Origin of the sequence: Burkholderia sp. 8Y, assembly GCF_902506145.1 — a bacterium.
Lineage (GTDB): Bacteria > Pseudomonadota > Gammaproteobacteria > Burkholderiales > Burkholderiaceae > Caballeronia.
Genome location: NZ_LR733519.1, coordinates 537,069 through 553,337 on the forward strand (window position 1 = coordinate 537,069; position 16,269 = coordinate 553,337).

The window sequence follows — 16,269 nt, forward strand, 5'->3', positions numbered from 1 at the left end:
TAATCGTTTTTTAGTATTTCCCTACTTGCCGGGGTCACCCGTATCGTGTGCCCATCCCGAACGCTTTTTGAGCGTCGGCGTTAAGCGGTGCATGAAGCGGGGCACTCATCCAGTTTGGCAAGAGAGCGCAATATGCTAAAGGTATGTATTTTCGGAGGCGGGGCGATTGGCGGCTATCTTGCGGCGCACCTGGCACGTGCCGGTCAATGCGACGTCAGTGTCGTCGCACGCGGCAGGACGCTGAGCGCCATCCGTTCCGACGGCCTGCGTGTCAGAACCGCCAGCGAAGATTTCAGCGTGCCCGTGCGGGCGACTGCGAATACCCGCGAGCTCGGCGTACAGGACTACGTATTCATCACGCTCAAGGCGCATCAGGTCGATGCCGCTCTCGATGACATTGCGCCTTTGATCGGCCCGCGGACCACAGTGCTGCCGCCGACAACGGGCATTCCCTATTACTTCTTTCACGCGTTTCCCGGACCGTTCGAGGGCAGACAGTTGCCCGCGCTCGATCACGAAGGACGGCAATGGCGCACCATTCCGCCAAATCAGGTGCTGGGTTGTGTCTACTGGATTGGGGCGCATACGAGTGGACCCGGTGTGGTAGTGCAGGACGGCGCGAAGGCCGGTTGTCCGATTGGCGAGCTCAACGGCAGCGACTCCGAGCGGGTGCGCACGCTCAGTGAAGTGCTATGCGCAAGCGGCATCGACGCGAAGGTGAACAAAGATATTCGCTCGGCCATCTGGGTGAAGTTCGTCAACAGCTTGTCCTTCAATCCTGTTGCGCTGCTCACGCAGGGAACGCTTGGCGAAATGGCCACAGCGGAGGGCGTACTGCCTGTCGTCAAAGCCATGATGCTGGAAGCGGATGCCATTGGTGCCCAATTAGGGCTTGCGATCGGTCCGACGCCCGACAAGCGAATTGCAATGACCGTCAGCGCGGCGCATCACAAGATGTCGATGCTTCAGGACCTCGAAGCTGCACGTCCGCTCGAACTCGATCCCTTGAGCCGGTCGATCCGTGCGCTGCGTGAACTGACGGATGTAGCCACTCCAACGCTTGACGCAGTGCTTGCGATGGCCCAACTGCGCGCATCGACGGCAGCCCACGCAATTGAAAAACAGGAGCAACACGTATGAAAGACGCATCCACGACGGCCACGCAAAACGATGAAGACACGTTCAAGCGCCCGCTCGCAGGCGTGAAGGTGGTCGAAGCGTGCAGCTATATTTCGGGGCCGTTCGGCGCTCAGATGCTCGCCGATCTTGGCGCGGATGTCATCAAGGTGGAACCGCCGACAGGCGATCCGTATCGCAACTTTGGTCACGCGTGGGAAGGCGTCGGAACGGTCTGGACGAACGCGAATCGCGGCAAGCGTAGCGTCGCGCTGGATCTCAAGTCCTCCGACGACCTGGCCAAGTTCAGGACGCTTTTGCGCGATGCCGACTTGTACATCGAGAACTGGCGTCCGCACGTATCGGCGTCGCTCGGCCTGAGCTTCGAAGCGGTGAGCGAGCTCAATCCGCGCATCGTTCAGCTCTCGATCACGGGATATGGACCTGACGGCGATCTCGCGGCTGAGCCCGCCTTCGACGCGCTGATTCAAGGACGAACCGGCTTACTCAGCTACGAGGCAGCCGGGGGGACGCCGCGCGCAACGAATACGTTTGTCGCGGACAAGGTCGCAGCGTTGTTTGCCGCGCAAATGGCATTGTCGGGACTGATTGCGCGGGACCGGGAGCAGAAAGCAATCCATCTGGAAACGTCCATGCTGGATATGCTTTCGTATTACAACTTTCCGGACATGTTCCACAACCGCGCATTTGTCGACGATGACTCGCCGCCGACCCTCGCTCCTCAACCTGTGCTTGCGACGCGCGACGGCTATCTCGTCGTCTCGCCAGTGTCGGGTAAGCAACTGAGCCGCACTCTCGACGCGGTCGGTCATCCCGAATGGAAGGAAGAACTCAAGAAAATCACCAGCAAGAAAGAAATGACGCACACATTCTTCGAGCGCATTGCGGAGCCGCTCCGCGAGAAGACGACTGAACAATGGCTGGCTCGATTTCGCGAACTCGACGTACCTGCGGGTCCAGTCAACCCGCCAGATGCACACCTGAACGACCCGCAGGTAGTGCATAACGAACTATATTCGACACTCGAAACACCGACGGGCACAATCCGCGCGGTTCGCTATCCGGCTCGCTTCAATGGCCATCTGCTCAAGCCTTTGCAGTCGGCGCCCGCGCTCGGGGAAGGCAACGCACATTTCTTTCGCCATGAGTCCCGGTAGCAGACGCTTAGTCCGATAGGAGGAGAAGGTGCCAATAATGTTGAATGGCGTGCAAGGCATTCGCGCATGTCTTGGCCTCTATCTCGGGCATAGCGACTGGCTTGAAGTCGATCCTGCAACGATTAAGCGGTTCGAATCGTTGCCTGACGCTGACTTCGGCGAGCAAGCCGATGCCTTCGGCTCCGACGTTATCCCTAGTCGTGTCGCATTGGGGTTAGTGGTTCACCTGGTTCAGCAGGTGTATGTACTGGAAAATGCCAGCAATGTCGCACACCACGCAGTCCAGTGCATCGAACTCCTATCCCTGCCGACGATAGGTTCTGCCGTGCGCGTAGGTGCGACAGTGAAGGGACTGCGACCAATAGGTGAGCGGTGGGAAGTGCAACTGGCCTGCGTAATGGAGTGTGACGCGACAAGCGAACCGGTGCTCCGAGCGGATGTGCTTCTGCGATTCAAGCCGAGACCGGAATCAAGCGGTTCCAATCTAAGACTCGTCAGAAGCTGTCTGCTCTGATTGAAGTTTTCTGCGCCTTCGCTGCCATGCAATGCATGTCTAGTCGATAGAGCGTTTCAGCGCGGCGCGGGCCCTCACCTGTCAGCCGAAACACGGAGCCAGAGACTAAATGAAACCACTAAAACCGAGACGTATCCTTATCGACATCAATTCGATGTTCGATTCGTTGGTTATTTTCTTTGCGAACTTGGCTGACACCGCATGGTAGCAGCCTGTTTCCAAGGCTGACCAACATTGCGAAAGCTAGAAGAGCAGTCCACGGTCCGTGCAAGATGCGCTGTCTTGCTTACCAGACGACAGGCAAAAGGAATGCAGGGAGCAGTACGGCGATCGGCGCCGACGTTACCCATCTCCGTCTGCGCCCTGAAGGGTGGCGACATGTGCCTTACAACCGCACAAAGGCGCGATTGGCGCAGTGAAATGCCGACGGTGGCCACCGACACACACCGTCCGCTTTACCTGAGGAAATGCTGTTTAACGCAAACTTAACATCTCGCGAGCTTGAGCCGCCGTTGCGACCGGGCGACCATACTCCTCGCATAGATCTGCAACCTGGCGCACAAGCGCGGCATTGGACGGGGCAAGGGTTGCCTTGTCCATCCGCACGTTGTCCTCCAAGCCGGTGCGGCAGTGCCCCCCGAGTTCGAGGGACCAGCGAGCCATGGTCAGTTGATTGCGACCGATGCCGGCCCCGGTCCATGTCGCGTCCGGCGAAAGGCGCTTGAGCGTACGAACGTAGAATTCAAGGACTTCGCGATCGACAGGCATTGCATTCTTGATGCCCATGACAAACTGAATGTGCAGAGGACCGACAATCTCGCCCGTCCGTTGCAGATCGGCAGCTTGGAAGATCATCGATAAGTCAAAGGCCTCGACTTCCGGCTTGATGCCGTAAGCTTTCATCTCGGCGGCGAGCCAGTGGACCAGGTCCGGCGGATTGTCATAGACCCGGGTTGGGAAATTGACCGAGCCGGTTGCCAAGGACGCCATGTCAGGCCGAAGCGACAGCATGGCACCTCTCTCATTGCCTGCCCCGGAGCGACCGCCGGTAGAGACCTGGGTGATCATGCCCGGCGCGTGCTTTCGAATGCCTTCAAGCACCAGTGCGAAGCGATCGGGATTTGACGTGGGAGTTTCATCGTCGTTACGAACGTGAAGATGGACCAGAGTGGCCCCGGCTTCGAATGCAGCATGCGTCGACTCTACCTGCTCGTTCACCGTGATCGGAACAGCAGGATTGTCTTTCTTGCGCGGCAGTGATCCCGTAATCGCAACAGAAATGATGCAAGGCTTATTCATGCTCGTTTCACTATGTTATGTAGGTTCGTGCCGCAGTTGGCGAATACTGCCGCTTTTTCACCAGATTATCGCTGCATCAGCGACCGCCGGTCCGTCGTCGGTGATCTGGTTTCGCGAAGGCAGCAATCACACGCGGGGCGGTTGTCCATTCCAGGCATCCTGCAGTAAAGACCGAAGCGGCTCGCGTTCGATCGGGCGTGGATTCCAATACGGGTTAGACAGTGCGATGTCGCATGCCCGGTCGAGATCGGATTCTTGCATCCCTATCTCGCGCAACCCGGACGGAATATTCAGTTCGCGTCCCAGTTCGAAGACTCCGAGCGCGGCGTTTTCGCTTCCGAGTGCTCGTGCGATTCGCATCATGGCATCCGGTGCTGCGCCACTGTTGTACGCCAACGCGTGCGGCAAGACGATCGCATGTGTCTCCGCGTGGGGGAGATTGAAGCTTCCTCCCAACGTATGGCAAAGCTTATGGTGGAGCGCCATTCCGACATGGCCCAGTACGCTGCCGCACAACCATGCGCCGTAGAGACAGTCGCTGCGAGCCGAAAGGTTTTGTGGATCCTTCTTCAGGCCCCTCAGCCCTGTCGCCAACGCGCGGATTCCGTCCTCCGCCATGAGCGACATGACGGGATTGCCGTCGCGCGCATACAGACCCTCGGCCGCGTGCGCGATAGCGTTGAGGCCGCTCACGAACGACAAGCCGAGCGGCAGGCTCGATGAAAGCATGGGATCGTAAATAACGGTCTTTGGCAGCACACGCGCGTCGCGGCCGGTGCGCTTCAATCCATCCTCGGTGAGGCCATAAATCGGCGTCATCTCAGAGCCGGCGTACGTCGTCGGAATCGCGATGATCGGCAAGCTCGATTCCAGAGCGATGGCTTTACCCAGGCCGACGGTGGATCCTCCGCCTATCGCCACAGCGCAATCGGCACCAACGCTTCGTGCATGGTCACGGGCGCGTCTTGCCGTTTCAATTGGAACGTGCATCTTCGCTTCGGCGAAGACACCTGCGCTGAGCGGTCCCAACAGTTCAGATACAGCCGTTGCTTGTGCTTCTTGCTCCGGAGTGCACAGAACAAGGGCCTTTTCTGCGCCGAGTGCGCGAACTTCTTCGCCGACGCGGGCAAGTGCGCCAGCGGCGAAGATCACTTTCGAAGGCTGCGAGGTGTAAGTGAAGTCGTACATCGAAGGATCCTTACCTATCGGTATGCGCATTGGGTGTCGGACGTGGGTTATCCGATCTGCCCGTGTCTCGCGATGGTTCAAGCACTGACTTTTTGTCGCCGTGCTTCAACGTCGCGGAACTGCTGCATGGTTGTTTCGAACGAACTGATGGCCATTTGCTCCAGCGGCAGCTTGCGATATTCGGTCGAGATGATTTCAACGCCGTACCATTCGCCATTGAATCCCGCTTCCTGCACCGCTTCTATGAAGCCCGGACAGTCGAATTCACCTTCACCGCAAAGCTTGCGTCGAAAGACGGTGTCTTCCAGCAAGGTTCCCTCGATGGTCGAACTGGCGTCGTCAAGTTCAATCGCTTTGATGAATTGCGGCGGGACCTTTGCAATTTCACTGAAGTCGATTCCTCCGCGAACCATGTGCCAGATATCGAGGAGGAGGCCACCGTTTGGCTGGTTCGCCTTCTGAACAATGGCGAGCCCGTCCTCAAGCGTTTTGATGATAGAGAACGGCATGACTTCGATCGACACGTTCGAACCGACCTGAGCCGCCTCCTGGCATAGCGTGGCGAATTCATCCGCCATTCGAGCGAAGTCTGGCGTTCGCTGATCCAACGCGCTGGCGGCGATCTTCACGTTCTTCATGCCAAGCTTCGCCCCTAGCTCAAGAATCACGCGACGAGCACGGTCGGACACCTGGCGCTCTTTGCCGTCCCTGTACCAGTCAACGAGAAACTCAAGCTCAAAGTGTTTGATGCCGTTGTCTTCGAGAATGTGCTTGACCGTATCCAGGCCGATCTTCTCGATGGTCGCAACCAGATCCTCATGGATGACGCCAATGCCTCGCCAGCCTGCTTTCGAAGCCGCTTCGACGCGAGCTTGAAAAGAGTAAGGACTGATCGAAGGCTGGAGCGGATCGACGTCTCCAGCAAGGGTCCAATAGGCGGCCAGCAGGTCAATGTCAGGGTTGCTCAATTGGTGTACTCCAGAAGCACTTCGAATCTTTGATAGAGCGACTTTAGCGAGGCTCTCAGAAAGTGCAGAAGCAAGAGCCGCCCGAGTGTGTTTGTCCACGCGACAGAGAACGGTTAGGCAGGAGCGATCTCTGCAAAACGCTCGCTGATACGGCGGCCGGATGCATCCAGTTCGTCAAGCCGTTGCTCCAGATTCCGATAGAGCAGCTTTCCGTCTCGCTTCTTGAACTCGCCTGCTACCAACACCGTATCGACGTTAGCTGCGCTGGCCTGCATCAGCACGGCCGACACCGGATCATGTACGGGCCGCATACTCAATCCGTCTGCGCGAATCAGAACGACATCGGCTTGCTTCCCCGGCGTCAGCGAGCCGACGCGGTCCTGAAGGCCCAACGCCTCTGCACCGCGGATCGTGATCCAACTGAGCGCATCCGATGTCGATATCGTGGAACGAGCCGGCAACTGTCCGGTATCGGCGCGGGCTTGCGCGTTGTCCAACGCACGTTGCGACGCCAGCGCGACCCGCGCCACTGTGAACATATCGCCGGCAATGGCCGACTCTAGATCGACGCCGAGGGAAGGCGCGCTGCCCGCGTCACGCAGACGGCCAGTAATTGGATGACCGTGCCCTTGCGTCATTTCGGTCTCGGGCGCCACGGAGAATGTCACGCCGCGATCGACCATCATCCGAAGCTGAGTGTCGGTCAGGTTGTTCCCATGCACGATGTTGGTCGTCTTGCCTAGCAAGTTGCGCTCGGCGAGACGTTCCCACCCATCCGGTGTCTTCGGCTCCAGTCCCGCACAATGCATGCTGGCGATCAAGCCGAACTCCGCAGCCAGTAGGAAGTCATGCTCGGACACTTCGTAGGTGGAGTAATGCGGCCCGAGAATCGCCATCCCAAGCGTGACCTTGGCGTCGCGGCTCGGGAATCTGTCCTTCAGTAATCGCTCGATCTCGCTACGAGGATGGGGAATCTCGCTGAAGTGCTTCTGTCCGGGCTTGGGATCCGGCTTGGGAGAGCCGTGGAAATAAACTGCACGAATACCGGACTCGACAAGTCCGTCGATCGCGCGATCCGTGTAGTCGGGCGCTGGATTGTTGTGACACCAGTCGCCGAGCGTCGTAGTCCCGAGGTTCAACTGGTTCAGTGCGCCCACCAGCGTACCGATGTAGAGATCATTCGGTTGAAAACATGTCGCTAATCCCGCGTGAACGCTGCGGAAGTAGGTAGGCAATGTCCAGTCCGCCGTCACTCCGCGCAATGCGGTCTGCCACGTGTGCATGTGCGCGTTGATGAGGCCCGGGATGACAATGCAGCCGGACGCATCGAGCTGTTGTGCATCGTGTGCCTGAACATTGGGTCCCACCTCGACGATCCGGTCGTTCTCAATCAATACGTTGAAGCGGCCATTGCCGATGGCCGGATCCATGGTAATGACTTGACCGCCTGTGATCAGCAGCTTCATCAACGCATCTCCCTTGTTATGTATGGAATGCCTGGTCGTCGAAGGTCATGCGTCTCACGTTCCCGCGACGTTGAAGCGAGATTACTTGTTCAGTAGTTTGCGCTGCTGGGCGAAAAGCGCGAACGCCTTCAACTGCGCGGAGACGATCTCGCGGGTTTGCGGGTCGGTGATCGTTTTGCCTTCAACATCGACCTTGCTCGCAGCGCCGCCAACCATCACTTCGGGCTTGTTGAGTACCTGTGCATCGAGGAACACCATGCTTTGACGCAGATGATATTGCGCGCGGGCGCCGCCGAAAATGCCGGGCGATGCGGACTGAATCGCAACGGGCTTGCCAACGAAAGGCGGCGTCGGAAGGCGCGAAAGCCAGTCCAACGCGTTCTTGAGCACACCGGGAACGGAATAGTTGTACTCGGGCGTCACGATGATGACGCCGTCTGCTTCGCTGATCGCATTGCCGAGATCGAGCACCGACTGCGGGAAGCCTTCCGCCTGTACATCCGCGTCATAGTGGGGAAGCAGTCCAACGGACGGCAGCTTCGTCACGCGCACGTTCTCAGGCGCGAGTTCCTGCAGCGAGTCTGCGATTGCCGCATGGAACGAAAGACGACGCAGGCTGCCGACGAGCGTAACGAGGCGCAGCGAGTTTTGATCAGACATGAAATTTCCTTTGAAAGTTGTTTGTGCGGCGGTCGAAAGACCGTCTAGACCTAAAGTCGTTTAGCGTGCTGCATCACCGTTGGCGGGGCGACTAGCACTGGCGTCGTACATTTAATCAAGCGGGCGCGCTCAAGGTATCGACGCGCTTCAAGAACTGTTGAACATCGACGGTTTTCCAGATCCCGGCTTTGTTGAACGGGTCTTCGTTGACGAAACGGAGAAGCACACCGTTATCGTCGGCTTCGTACAGAAAGAAGCTGCCGATCATCGTTTCGCCGTCGGAGTCCAACAACGGGCCGGAAATGAGCGTCTTGATCGGGGCTGTCTTCAGATAAGCCTTGTGATCGTCGTAGTGCTGTAGACGACGCTCAACCATGCCCGGATGATCGAGGCAATAGACGGTGAAATGCATGCAGCCTCCTGCCTACCGCCTGAAGACGGCACTGAAAGTTGTTACGAACCACGCTCAAACGCTCGCTTGGCGCAATCCTTGGCCTGCTGCAACGCTGTCTTGCGTTTCGGAGTCGGCTTGCGCGTCAACCTGGTAGTCAACCTGGAAGCGCGCTGTCCTGATGTTGCCGAGTCTCTCTCGCACTCGCAGGTGCTCGGGATGAGTCGCATACCCGTCGAGCGCGGCTTGCGAGTCGAAGTCTGTAACTAACACGACGTCGCAGGCGTAGTCCACCGCACTCGAATCAAGTCCTACTTCCAGGTTGAGCATGCCGGGGATCACGCCACGCAGCCCTTCGAAGCTCTGTTTGACGAGATGGCGTGCTTCGTGACGTTCGACCGGTGTCTCGCCGCGGACTCGCCACATGACGATATGTCGGATCATGCAGTCACCTCGGCCGGATTCAATACGAAGTCGTACTCGAGCGAATAGAACGGTGTTCCCATTTTCGAACCGTCAGGAGCGACACCGCTATCGTGTTTGACCCATTGGGTGATCAGCGTCGAACGCACGCCAAACACCGCGTCCGAATCGAGATACTGATCGCCATCGCGGAATACATGAGTGATCAGCGTCTCGTATCCCGGCGCCTTGATCAAGAAATGCAGGTGAGCGGGACGCCAGGGATGACGGCCGAGCGCCTCAAGCATGCGTCCCACGGGTCCGTCGTGAGGAATCGGGTAGGCTTCGGCGAGAATTGAGCGGAAATGAAACCGCCCGTCGCGATCGCTACGCAGTCGTCCACGCGCCTGAGGCTCCGAGGCGCCCGCGTCTTCTGACGACTTCTGCACGTCGTAGAACCCGTCCTCGTCAGATTGCCAGACGTCGATCTGCGCGCCGGCCAGCGGCGTGCCGTCCAGGCCGCGGATCTGACCGCTCACGAAGCAGGGCTCGCCACGCGCGCCGTTGGCGATGTCGGCGCCGTTCTCATACTCGGGCGCACCTTCGACATAGAAAGGACCGAACACCGTTGCCTCGGTGCATTCGGCCGGCTTTTTGTTGTTCTGCGCCATCACGAGCATCGAAAGGCCAAGCGTGTCGGACAGCAGGATGAACTCCTGTCGCTTGTCGTCAGTGATATGCCCGCACTCCGTCAAGAACTGAATGGCCTTGAACCATTCGTCCTCGGTGAGCTTGACGTCCCTGGCAAAACTATGGAGATGCTGCACCAGGCTGGTAAAGATGGTGCGAAGTCGTGGATTGCAGCGATCGTCCATTGACGCAAGTACCGCTTGCGTAATGGTGTCTTCGTTGATGTTGCGCATCGCTCTTGTCTCCTAGTGCGCGTATGCATTAGACGACAGAGTAATAGGCCCGCTAAAGGAAAAAAATGCGCTATAGTGAAATGACATTTCCGCTAGGTGGATAAATCGCGAGCATGGACCGCTGGACTCAGATCGAACTTTTTGTCCTGACGGCTGAACTCGGCAGCCTGTCGAAGGCAGCGGAACAACTCGATATGTCGAACGCCGCAGCGAGCCGTACCTTGAGCGCGCTCGAGGAACGGCTAGGCACCCGCCTGATTGAGCGCACCACGCGCAGGCAATGGCTCACGGACGCGGGTGAGGCGTACCGGCGCAGCTGCGTTGCCGTGCTCTCGGAGATGGCCGAGGCGGAGGCGGCGGCAAGCGATGCGACGCTGCGGCCAAGCGGGGTCTTGCGAGTGACCAGTTCCGTCTCATTCGCGACCATGCACATCGCGCCATTCCTCACCGAATTCAATCGACGGTATCCGAGCATTTCCGTGCAGGTCATCGCGGCGAACCGCTACCCTGATTTCATTGAAGCCGGGATCGACATTGCAATTCGCACGCGGGAGCACGAAGGCGATTCGGGAATCACGGTCCGTAAGCTGGCGGAAACCTCCCGTATTCTTGCTGCGTCCCCGGCTTATCTCACCGAGCACGGCCGCCCCGCTAAACCAGAGGATTTATGCCAGCATCGCATGCTGGTGTACAACCTCGCTGTCGATCCCTACCTCCTTCATTTCCGGCGTGGCGAGGAAACGTCTGACGTTGCCATTACCAGTGTGCTGGATTCCAATGAAGGCCAGGTGATCGTCGCTGCGGGCCGGGCGGGCTTAGGGATCGTGATTCAGCCGCTCTATATCATTCACGATGACATCGTGGCTGGGCGTCTCGTGCCCGTGCTCGAGGACTGGCAGTTACCCCGCCTCACCATCAATCTTGCTTATCAAAGTCGCCGCTATCAGCCGGCGAAGATAAGGGTATTCACCGAATTCCTTATCGAATGGACCGAGAGGCGACAACTCGCGGCCAAGTGGCGCGCGGTCCGATAGCAAGCGAGCTATCTCCCTCGAAAAACTGCCATATCAGCGGCCCGTTTCGGGGAAATTCCTTATGGACTTTTCCGGTCGGCGTCGCCCCGTAAAGCATATTTCCGCCTACTGGAAATATGATTTCGCGGAGGCGCATATTTCTTTAGGGCGCGTTCGAATAGTCTACAGCCATGACGTGATCGAGAAGACGCTGAGCGCCGATGATCAAACGGTAAGCGCGGGCTTCAGGCTGAGACGTTGACGGCATTCGTGTTATCGGCGCCCGACCCGCGAAGTAAAGCAGCGAGAGCAAATACTAGATAGGAGATAGCAATGGATCGACTCAAAGGAAAAGTCGCTTTGATTACCGGAGCCGCACAAGGCATCGGATTGACCGTAGCCCAAACGTTCGCACGCGAAGGCGCGACGGTTATCGCGGCTGACATCAAGGCGAGCGACTCGAAAGAATTCGACATTGAACAGCTTGATGTCTCGTCCCCGGCGGACTGGTCGCGTGTCGTCGAATCGGTCATCGCCAAACACGGGCGCATTGATGTGCTCGTCAATAACGCGGGCATCGTCTACTGCTATGAAACGCTGGATGGCACTGACCTGGATAGCTGGCAGAAAGTGCTGTCGGTGAACCTCACGGGAAGCTTCCTCGGCATCCAGGCCGTGCTGCCCTCGATGCGCGGCATGCGCAAGGGTTCCATCATCAACTTCTCGTCGATGTGGGGCATCGTAGGGACGGCCGGCGCAGCCGCATATGCAGCAGCCAAGGGCGGCGTGCGCAACATGACCAAGAACGCGGCCGTGACATACGCGCCCGAGAACGTCCGGGTCAATTCCGTGCACCCTGGCTTGATCAGAACGCCGCTCGTGACGAGTCAGTCAGACGATCTGAACGGCGAGATCATCGCCAAGACGCCGATGGGACGCATGGGCACGCCCGAGGAAGTCGCGAACGTGTGCCTCTTCCTGGCCAGCGACGAATCTTCGTTCATGACAGGTGCGGAACTCGTGATCGACGGCGGATATCTGGCGCAGTAAGCCCGCGCAAACAGTCGCGCTGAACGCGCAGCCCAGTCTTCAGAAAGCGCAGTGCCTCTATCGACGCCAGCCGGTGCATTCTGTACGCGGTTGGTGAAACTCCAAACAGCCTCAGCTCGTTCTGCAGGCGCAAAGCAGGTGAAACGCATGTCTACTGACCTTCTTTCCCAATTCGGCCGACGCGTGCGAGTGGGCCTTGTCGGCGGCGGAAAAGATTCCGTCATCGGTCGCACCCATCTCATTGCCATGCGAACCGACGGACTTTACGACGTTGTCGCTGGCGCGATGTCGATCGATCCCGAGATCGCGAAAGCCTCAGCGCGGGCCGAGTTGATCGACGAAGACAGGGCCTACACCGATTTTCGGGTCATGGCAGAACGTGAAGCAGCGCGCGAAGACCGCATCGACGCAGTCGTCATCGCCACGCCCCCGCAGTTGCACTACGAGGTGGCGCACGTCTTCATGGAAAAAGGAATCGACGTCATCTGCGAGAAGCCGCTGACGCGCGATCTCGCCGAGGCGCAACGCCTCAATGATCTCGTCAAGCAACATGACCGGCTTTTCCTCCTCACGCATTGCTACACCGGCTACCCGATGGTCCGGGAAGCGCGCGCGCTCGTCGCGTCGGGTGCCCTTGGCAAGATCCAGTGCATTGAAGGCGAGCTGTGCGCGGGATTCGTGGTTGACCCAGCGAACCCTGATCGCCATTGGCGCTTCCGCGAATCCGCGATGGGCAAGGGCGTTCTCCTGGGCGAAGTCGGCTCTCACGCTCACCACATCGTTTCGTACATCACGGGGCTTCGCGTCGAGCAAGTGTCCGCAGAGATGAACACGTTCGCTGAAGGCCGGGAAGTGTACGACAACGCCTATCTGACGGCACGCTTCGAGGGCGGCGCTCGCGGCCGCTTGTGGGGAAGCTACGTTGCAACCGGCAACGATCACGGCCTGTCTTTCCGCATCTTTGGCGAAAAAGGCAGCCTCACCTGGGTTCAGGAAGAACCGGAAGTGCTCTGGTTCAAACCGCCGGGCGCGCCGGCCCAACGTCTGGCTCGGGGCTATGCAAGCAACTCTCCGCAAGCAGCTGCTGCAACGCGCTTCACGGCCGGACACCCGGAAGGGTACGCCCTCGCTTTTGCGAATCTGTACTCCGATTTCGCAAAGGCCTTGATGGCGAAGCGTCTTGAGTTGCCGTATCAGTCGTACCTCGACGGCATTCCGGGCATTGCGGATGGCGTGGACACGATGTCGTTGATCGACGCCGCAGTGCGTTCCGCGGAACACGACGGCGCCTGGACTACCCTCACTCGGTAGATCGCTCTTGAATAAAGCTGAGTTCGGATCGCGTCCACGATCCGAGCTCTATTGAAACCCATTAGGGTTCCTTATTGAAAGGCACGAACAACGCAATCTGACTGCCCAAAGGCAGTTCGTTCGCAAGCTTTTCGAATCCGACGCGCGCTTTCGTGCGACGCCCCCGGTTCACAGTGTTTTCATATCATAATTGGAGACAGTAATGCTCAAGAAAATCGTGCTTGGCCTTGCAGCAAGCGGTCTGTTGGCAAGCGCCGTATCCGCCAAGGAAGTCAACTCCGTCGGCGTCGCAATTTATTCGCTCGGTGATCCGTTCCAGAACGCCATCTCCAAGGGCGTGACGGATCGCGCAAAGCAGAACAATCCGAACGCCAAGGTCATGACCGTCGCGTCGGACTACGACCTTAACAAGCAATTCTCGCAGGTCGACAATTTCATTTCTGCGAAGACGGATCTCATCATTCTGACCGCTGATGATCCGAAGGCGATCCTTCCGGCTATTAAACGGGCCGACGCAGCCGGCATTCCCGTCATCGCAGTGGACGTTTCGGCGGACGGCGCGGCGGCCACCGTGCAGACCAACAACTTCAAAGCTGGCGAGATGGCATGCCAGTACATGTCCGACAAACTCGGTGGCAAAGGCAAGGTCGTCATCCTGAACGGACCGTCTGTTTCGTCGATTCAGGATCGCGTCAAGGGTTGTCAGTCGGTTTTGAGCAAGGGCAAGTTCGAGATCCTCTCCGACAATCAGAACGCAAAGGCGACGCGTGAAGGCGGTCTGACGGTCATGCAATCGCTGTTGACGCGCTTTCCGAAAGTCGACGGCGTCTTCACGGTGTGCGACCAGGAAGCCATCGGGGCGGATTTGGCCGCAAAGCAGTTCAATCGGAAGGACTTCCTGATCGTCAGCGTCGACGGGTCGCCCGAAGTGACGTCGCTTTTGAAGTCGCCGTCGGCGATTCAAGGCACGGTTGCGCAGAGCCCGTATTCGATGGCGCAAACCGCATTCGATATCGGCAACGACATGCTGTCGAAGGGAAAGAAGCCTGCGAACCCCGTGATCCTGCTCGACCCGAAACTGGTCACGCGTGACAACGTTAGTTCGTACAAAGGCTGGGGTGGTTGAACTCGCGCCACGATGAATGCAGCGTAAATGATGCAGCAGTGGGGCGCGTACCGCATCCGCGTGCGCGCCCGCGAGCAGCACATAGGGAGACATGATGGCTACAGATGATCGGATTCCGCTTCTCGAGATGCGCAACGTCAGCAAGACGTTCGTCGGCACCAAGGCGCTCGATAACGTCGAACTGCGGGCGTGGGGCGGTGAAGTGCTCGCCCTTATGGGAGAGAACGGCGCAGGCAAGTCGACGCTGATGAAAATTCTATCGGGTGCCTATGAGGCCGACGCGGGTAGCGAGATCCTCATCGACGGCCAGCCGATAACCATCGGCGATCCGCTAGAGGCGAAGAGATACGGTGTTTCGATTATCTACCAGGAGCTGAGCCTCGCACCCAATCTCTCCGTGGCCGAAAACATCTATCTGGGGCGGGAGCTTTCCGTTCGCGGCGTGGCGAATCGGCAGGCAATGTACGCCGGCTGTCGAGAGGTACTGGAACGCCTCGACGTTCCTTTCACTGCCCGTACCCTCGTCGGGACGCTTTCCATCGCGGAGCAGCAGTTGGTGGAAATCGGCCGGGCACTGCACGCAAAGTCGAGGATTCTGGTACTCGACGAGCCCACCACGGCGTTATCGTCCCGGGAAAGCGAGCGGCTATTCGCGTTGATCCGTCAACTGCGCTCGGAAGGTATCGCCATCATTTACATCAGTCACCGAATGGAAGAGGTCTATGACCTGTCCGACCGTGTGTCCGTGCTGCGAGACGGTCGGTATGTGGGAACCATTGACCGCGCCGAGCTCTCTGCTCAGGCGATCGTGAAGATGATGGTTGGCCGGGACCTGTCGACGTTTTATATGAAGGAACATGACGCGCACGGCAGCCGCGGTCCTGTCGTCTTTGAAGCGAAGGACATCTCCGATGGCGACAAGATCAAACCGTGCAGTTTCCAGGTCCACCAGGGCGAGGTACTGGGCATTGCGGGCCTCGTCGGATCGGGACGCACTGAGTTGGCCAGGTTGATCTATGGGGCCGACGAGAAGGCGAGCGGAACGGTCTTCATCAACGGTCAGGAAGTGAACATTCGCCAACCGTCCGACGCCATCAAACACGGGTTGGCTTATCTCACGGAAGATCGCAAAGCACTGGGCCTCTTCCTCGATATGTCGTGCGCCGAAAACATCAATCTGGGCGTCATTGTCCCAGATGCACGCCCGGGCGGCTTCCTCAACTTGTCGAAAGGCAAGAAGCGCGCGAGCTCCGCGTTTGAGCAACTACGTGTGCGGGCGGCAAGCCCTATTGTCAACGTTGGGAGCCTTTCCGGCGGAAACCAGCAAAAGGTGCTGCTGTCGCGCTGGCTCCAGATTGGCCCAAAGGTGCTGATTCTCGACGAGCCCACCCGAGGTGTTGACATCGGCGCTAAATCCGAGATTTACCGCCTCATCGACGACTTGGCGCGTCAAGGAATCGGTGTGGTCGTGATTTCCAGCGAACTCGCGGAAATCATTGGAGTCTGCGATCGCACACTCGTCATGCGTGCAGGCCAGATCGTCGGCGAAGTCGGCGGGCCCAACAACGACGCAATTACGCAAGAAAACATCATGGCTCTCGCGGCAGGAGCGGATGCAACCCTCGATGCCGCTTGATAAACAGATTTGGAGACAATCATGGACA

Annotated in this window: 16 protein-coding genes; 8 read left to right on the forward strand and 8 right to left on the reverse strand. The window is 58.5% G+C overall.

Annotation, left to right across the window (positions count from 1 at the left end):
• Nucleotides 1-132 precede the first annotated feature (132 nt).
• Genes GV035_RS02385 through GV035_RS02395 form a run of 3 tightly spaced genes read left to right on the forward strand, consistent with a single transcriptional unit; the run spans nucleotide 133 to nucleotide 2,808 of the window.
• A complete protein-coding gene (locus tag GV035_RS02385) occupies nucleotides 133-1,140 on the forward strand; it encodes a 2-dehydropantoate 2-reductase (protein WP_159833024.1) in 1,008 nt (335 codons plus the stop codon).
• On the forward strand, nucleotides 1,137-2,294 hold the full coding sequence (locus GV035_RS02390) for a CaiB/BaiF CoA transferase family protein (RefSeq protein WP_159833026.1): 1,158 nt from the start codon (nucleotides 1,137-1,139) through the stop codon (nucleotides 2,292-2,294). The genes GV035_RS02385 and GV035_RS02390 overlap by 4 nt, the downstream gene beginning before the upstream one ends.
• 37 nt (nucleotides 2,295-2,331) lie before the next feature.
• Entirely contained in the window at nucleotides 2,332-2,808 is a 477-nt protein-coding gene (locus GV035_RS02395) for an acyl dehydratase (protein ID WP_159833028.1), read from the forward strand.
• Nucleotides 2,809-3,282: 474 nt separating this feature from the next.
• Here the strand turns inward: GV035_RS02395 and GV035_RS02400 are convergent, their stop codons facing one another.
• The 8 genes from GV035_RS02400 to GV035_RS02435 all read right to left on the reverse strand — a co-directional run bounded on the left by GV035_RS02400 (nucleotide 3,283) and on the right by GV035_RS02435 (nucleotide 10,105).
• Nucleotides 3,283-4,107, reverse strand: coding sequence for a 3-keto-5-aminohexanoate cleavage protein (locus GV035_RS02400; RefSeq protein ID WP_159833030.1), 825 nt, complete (start codon nucleotides 4,105-4,107; stop codon nucleotides 3,283-3,285).
• Nucleotides 4,108-4,233: 126 nt separating this feature from the next.
• Complete coding sequence (locus GV035_RS02405) at nucleotides 4,234-5,295, reverse strand: maleylacetate reductase (protein ID WP_159833032.1); 1,062 nt, start codon at nucleotides 5,293-5,295, stop codon at nucleotides 4,234-4,236.
• A 77-nt stretch (nucleotides 5,296-5,372) separates the two neighbouring features.
• Nucleotides 5,373-6,263, reverse strand: coding sequence for a sugar phosphate isomerase/epimerase family protein (locus GV035_RS02410; protein WP_159833034.1), 891 nt, complete (start codon nucleotides 6,261-6,263; stop codon nucleotides 5,373-5,375).
• A 113-nt stretch (nucleotides 6,264-6,376) separates the two neighbouring features.
• Complete coding sequence (locus tag GV035_RS02415; protein WP_159833036.1) at nucleotides 6,377-7,729, reverse strand: amidohydrolase family protein; 1,353 nt, start codon at nucleotides 7,727-7,729, stop codon at nucleotides 6,377-6,379.
• A gap of 81 nt (nucleotides 7,730-7,810) precedes the next feature.
• Entirely contained in the window at nucleotides 7,811-8,389 is a 579-nt protein-coding gene (locus tag GV035_RS02420) for an NADPH-dependent FMN reductase (protein ID WP_159833038.1), read from the reverse strand.
• A 115-nt stretch (nucleotides 8,390-8,504) separates the two neighbouring features.
• On the reverse strand, nucleotides 8,505-8,801 hold the full coding sequence (locus tag GV035_RS02425) for a YciI family protein (RefSeq protein ID WP_159833040.1): 297 nt from the start codon (nucleotides 8,799-8,801) through the stop codon (nucleotides 8,505-8,507).
• A gap of 54 nt (nucleotides 8,802-8,855) precedes the next feature.
• Nucleotides 8,856-9,224 (reverse strand): Dabb family protein, encoded by a 369-nt coding sequence (locus GV035_RS02430; protein ID WP_159833042.1) that lies wholly within the window; start codon nucleotides 9,222-9,224, stop codon nucleotides 8,856-8,858.
• Nucleotides 9,221-10,105, reverse strand: coding sequence for an intradiol ring-cleavage dioxygenase (locus tag GV035_RS02435; RefSeq protein ID WP_159833044.1), 885 nt, complete (start codon nucleotides 10,103-10,105; stop codon nucleotides 9,221-9,223). Before GV035_RS02435 ends, GV035_RS02430 begins: the two co-directional genes overlap by 4 nt.
• Before the next feature lie 113 nt (nucleotides 10,106-10,218).
• Here GV035_RS02435 and GV035_RS02440 point away from each other — a divergent pair, with 113 nt between their 5' ends.
• The 5 genes from GV035_RS02440 to GV035_RS02460 all read left to right on the forward strand — a co-directional run bounded on the left by GV035_RS02440 (nucleotide 10,219) and on the right by GV035_RS02460 (nucleotide 16,241).
• The gene (locus tag GV035_RS02440; RefSeq protein WP_159833046.1) at nucleotides 10,219-11,139 is read left to right on the forward strand and encodes a LysR family transcriptional regulator; all 921 of its coding nucleotides are present in this window, start codon (nucleotides 10,219-10,221) and stop codon (nucleotides 11,137-11,139) included.
• A 312-nt stretch (nucleotides 11,140-11,451) separates the two neighbouring features.
• Nucleotides 11,452-12,168: an SDR family NAD(P)-dependent oxidoreductase gene (locus GV035_RS02445; RefSeq protein WP_159833048.1), complete on the forward strand. Its 717-nt coding sequence runs from the start codon at nucleotides 11,452-11,454 to the stop codon at nucleotides 12,166-12,168.
• A gap of 147 nt (nucleotides 12,169-12,315) precedes the next feature.
• Nucleotides 12,316-13,479, forward strand: coding sequence for a Gfo/Idh/MocA family protein (locus GV035_RS02450; protein WP_159833050.1), 1,164 nt, complete (start codon nucleotides 12,316-12,318; stop codon nucleotides 13,477-13,479).
• A gap of 202 nt (nucleotides 13,480-13,681) precedes the next feature.
• A complete protein-coding gene (locus tag GV035_RS02455) occupies nucleotides 13,682-14,605 on the forward strand; it encodes an ABC transporter substrate-binding protein (RefSeq protein WP_159833052.1) in 924 nt (307 codons plus the stop codon).
• Between the two features lie 91 nt (nucleotides 14,606-14,696).
• On the forward strand, nucleotides 14,697-16,241 hold the full coding sequence (locus tag GV035_RS02460; RefSeq protein ID WP_442859512.1) for a sugar ABC transporter ATP-binding protein: 1,545 nt from the start codon (nucleotides 14,697-14,699) through the stop codon (nucleotides 16,239-16,241).
• The last annotated feature ends 28 nt before the right edge of the window (nucleotides 16,242-16,269 follow it).

What these genes read in the sequence shown, in the direction of transcription:
- GV035_RS02385 (WP_159833024.1), top strand. Translation starts at nt 133, where the DNA reads ATGCTAAAGGTATGTATTTTCGGAGGCGGGGCGATTGGCGGCTATCTT.
- GV035_RS02415 (WP_159833036.1), bottom strand. Translation starts at nt 7,729, where the DNA reads ATGAAGCTGCTGATCACAGGCGGTCAAGTCATTACCATGGATCCGGCC.
- GV035_RS02445 (WP_159833048.1), top strand. Translation starts at nt 11,452, where the DNA reads ATGGATCGACTCAAAGGAAAAGTCGCTTTGATTACCGGAGCCGCACAA.
- GV035_RS02420 (WP_159833038.1), bottom strand. Translation starts at nt 8,389, where the DNA reads ATGTCTGATCAAAACTCGCTGCGCCTCGTTACGCTCGTCGGCAGCCTG.
- GV035_RS02435 (WP_159833044.1), bottom strand. Translation starts at nt 10,105, where the DNA reads ATGCGCAACATCAACGAAGACACCATTACGCAAGCGGTACTTGCGTCA.
- GV035_RS02440 (WP_159833046.1), top strand. Translation starts at nt 10,219, where the DNA reads ATGGACCGCTGGACTCAGATCGAACTTTTTGTCCTGACGGCTGAACTC.
- GV035_RS02425 (WP_159833040.1), bottom strand. Translation starts at nt 8,801, where the DNA reads ATGCATTTCACCGTCTATTGCCTCGATCATCCGGGCATGGTTGAGCGT.
- GV035_RS02430 (WP_159833042.1), bottom strand. Translation starts at nt 9,224, where the DNA reads ATGATCCGACATATCGTCATGTGGCGAGTCCGCGGCGAGACACCGGTC.
- GV035_RS02455 (WP_159833052.1), top strand. Translation starts at nt 13,682, where the DNA reads ATGCTCAAGAAAATCGTGCTTGGCCTTGCAGCAAGCGGTCTGTTGGCA.
- GV035_RS02400 (WP_159833030.1), bottom strand. Translation starts at nt 4,107, where the DNA reads ATGAATAAGCCTTGCATCATTTCTGTTGCGATTACGGGATCACTGCCG.
- GV035_RS02395 (WP_159833028.1), top strand. Translation starts at nt 2,332, where the DNA reads ATGTTGAATGGCGTGCAAGGCATTCGCGCATGTCTTGGCCTCTATCTC.
- GV035_RS02405 (WP_159833032.1), bottom strand. Translation starts at nt 5,295, where the DNA reads ATGTACGACTTCACTTACACCTCGCAGCCTTCGAAAGTGATCTTCGCC.
- GV035_RS02390 (WP_159833026.1), top strand. Translation starts at nt 1,137, where the DNA reads ATGAAAGACGCATCCACGACGGCCACGCAAAACGATGAAGACACGTTC.
- GV035_RS02450 (WP_159833050.1), top strand. Translation starts at nt 12,316, where the DNA reads ATGTCTACTGACCTTCTTTCCCAATTCGGCCGACGCGTGCGAGTGGGC.
- GV035_RS02460 (WP_442859512.1), top strand. Translation starts at nt 14,697, where the DNA reads ATGATGGCTACAGATGATCGGATTCCGCTTCTCGAGATGCGCAACGTC.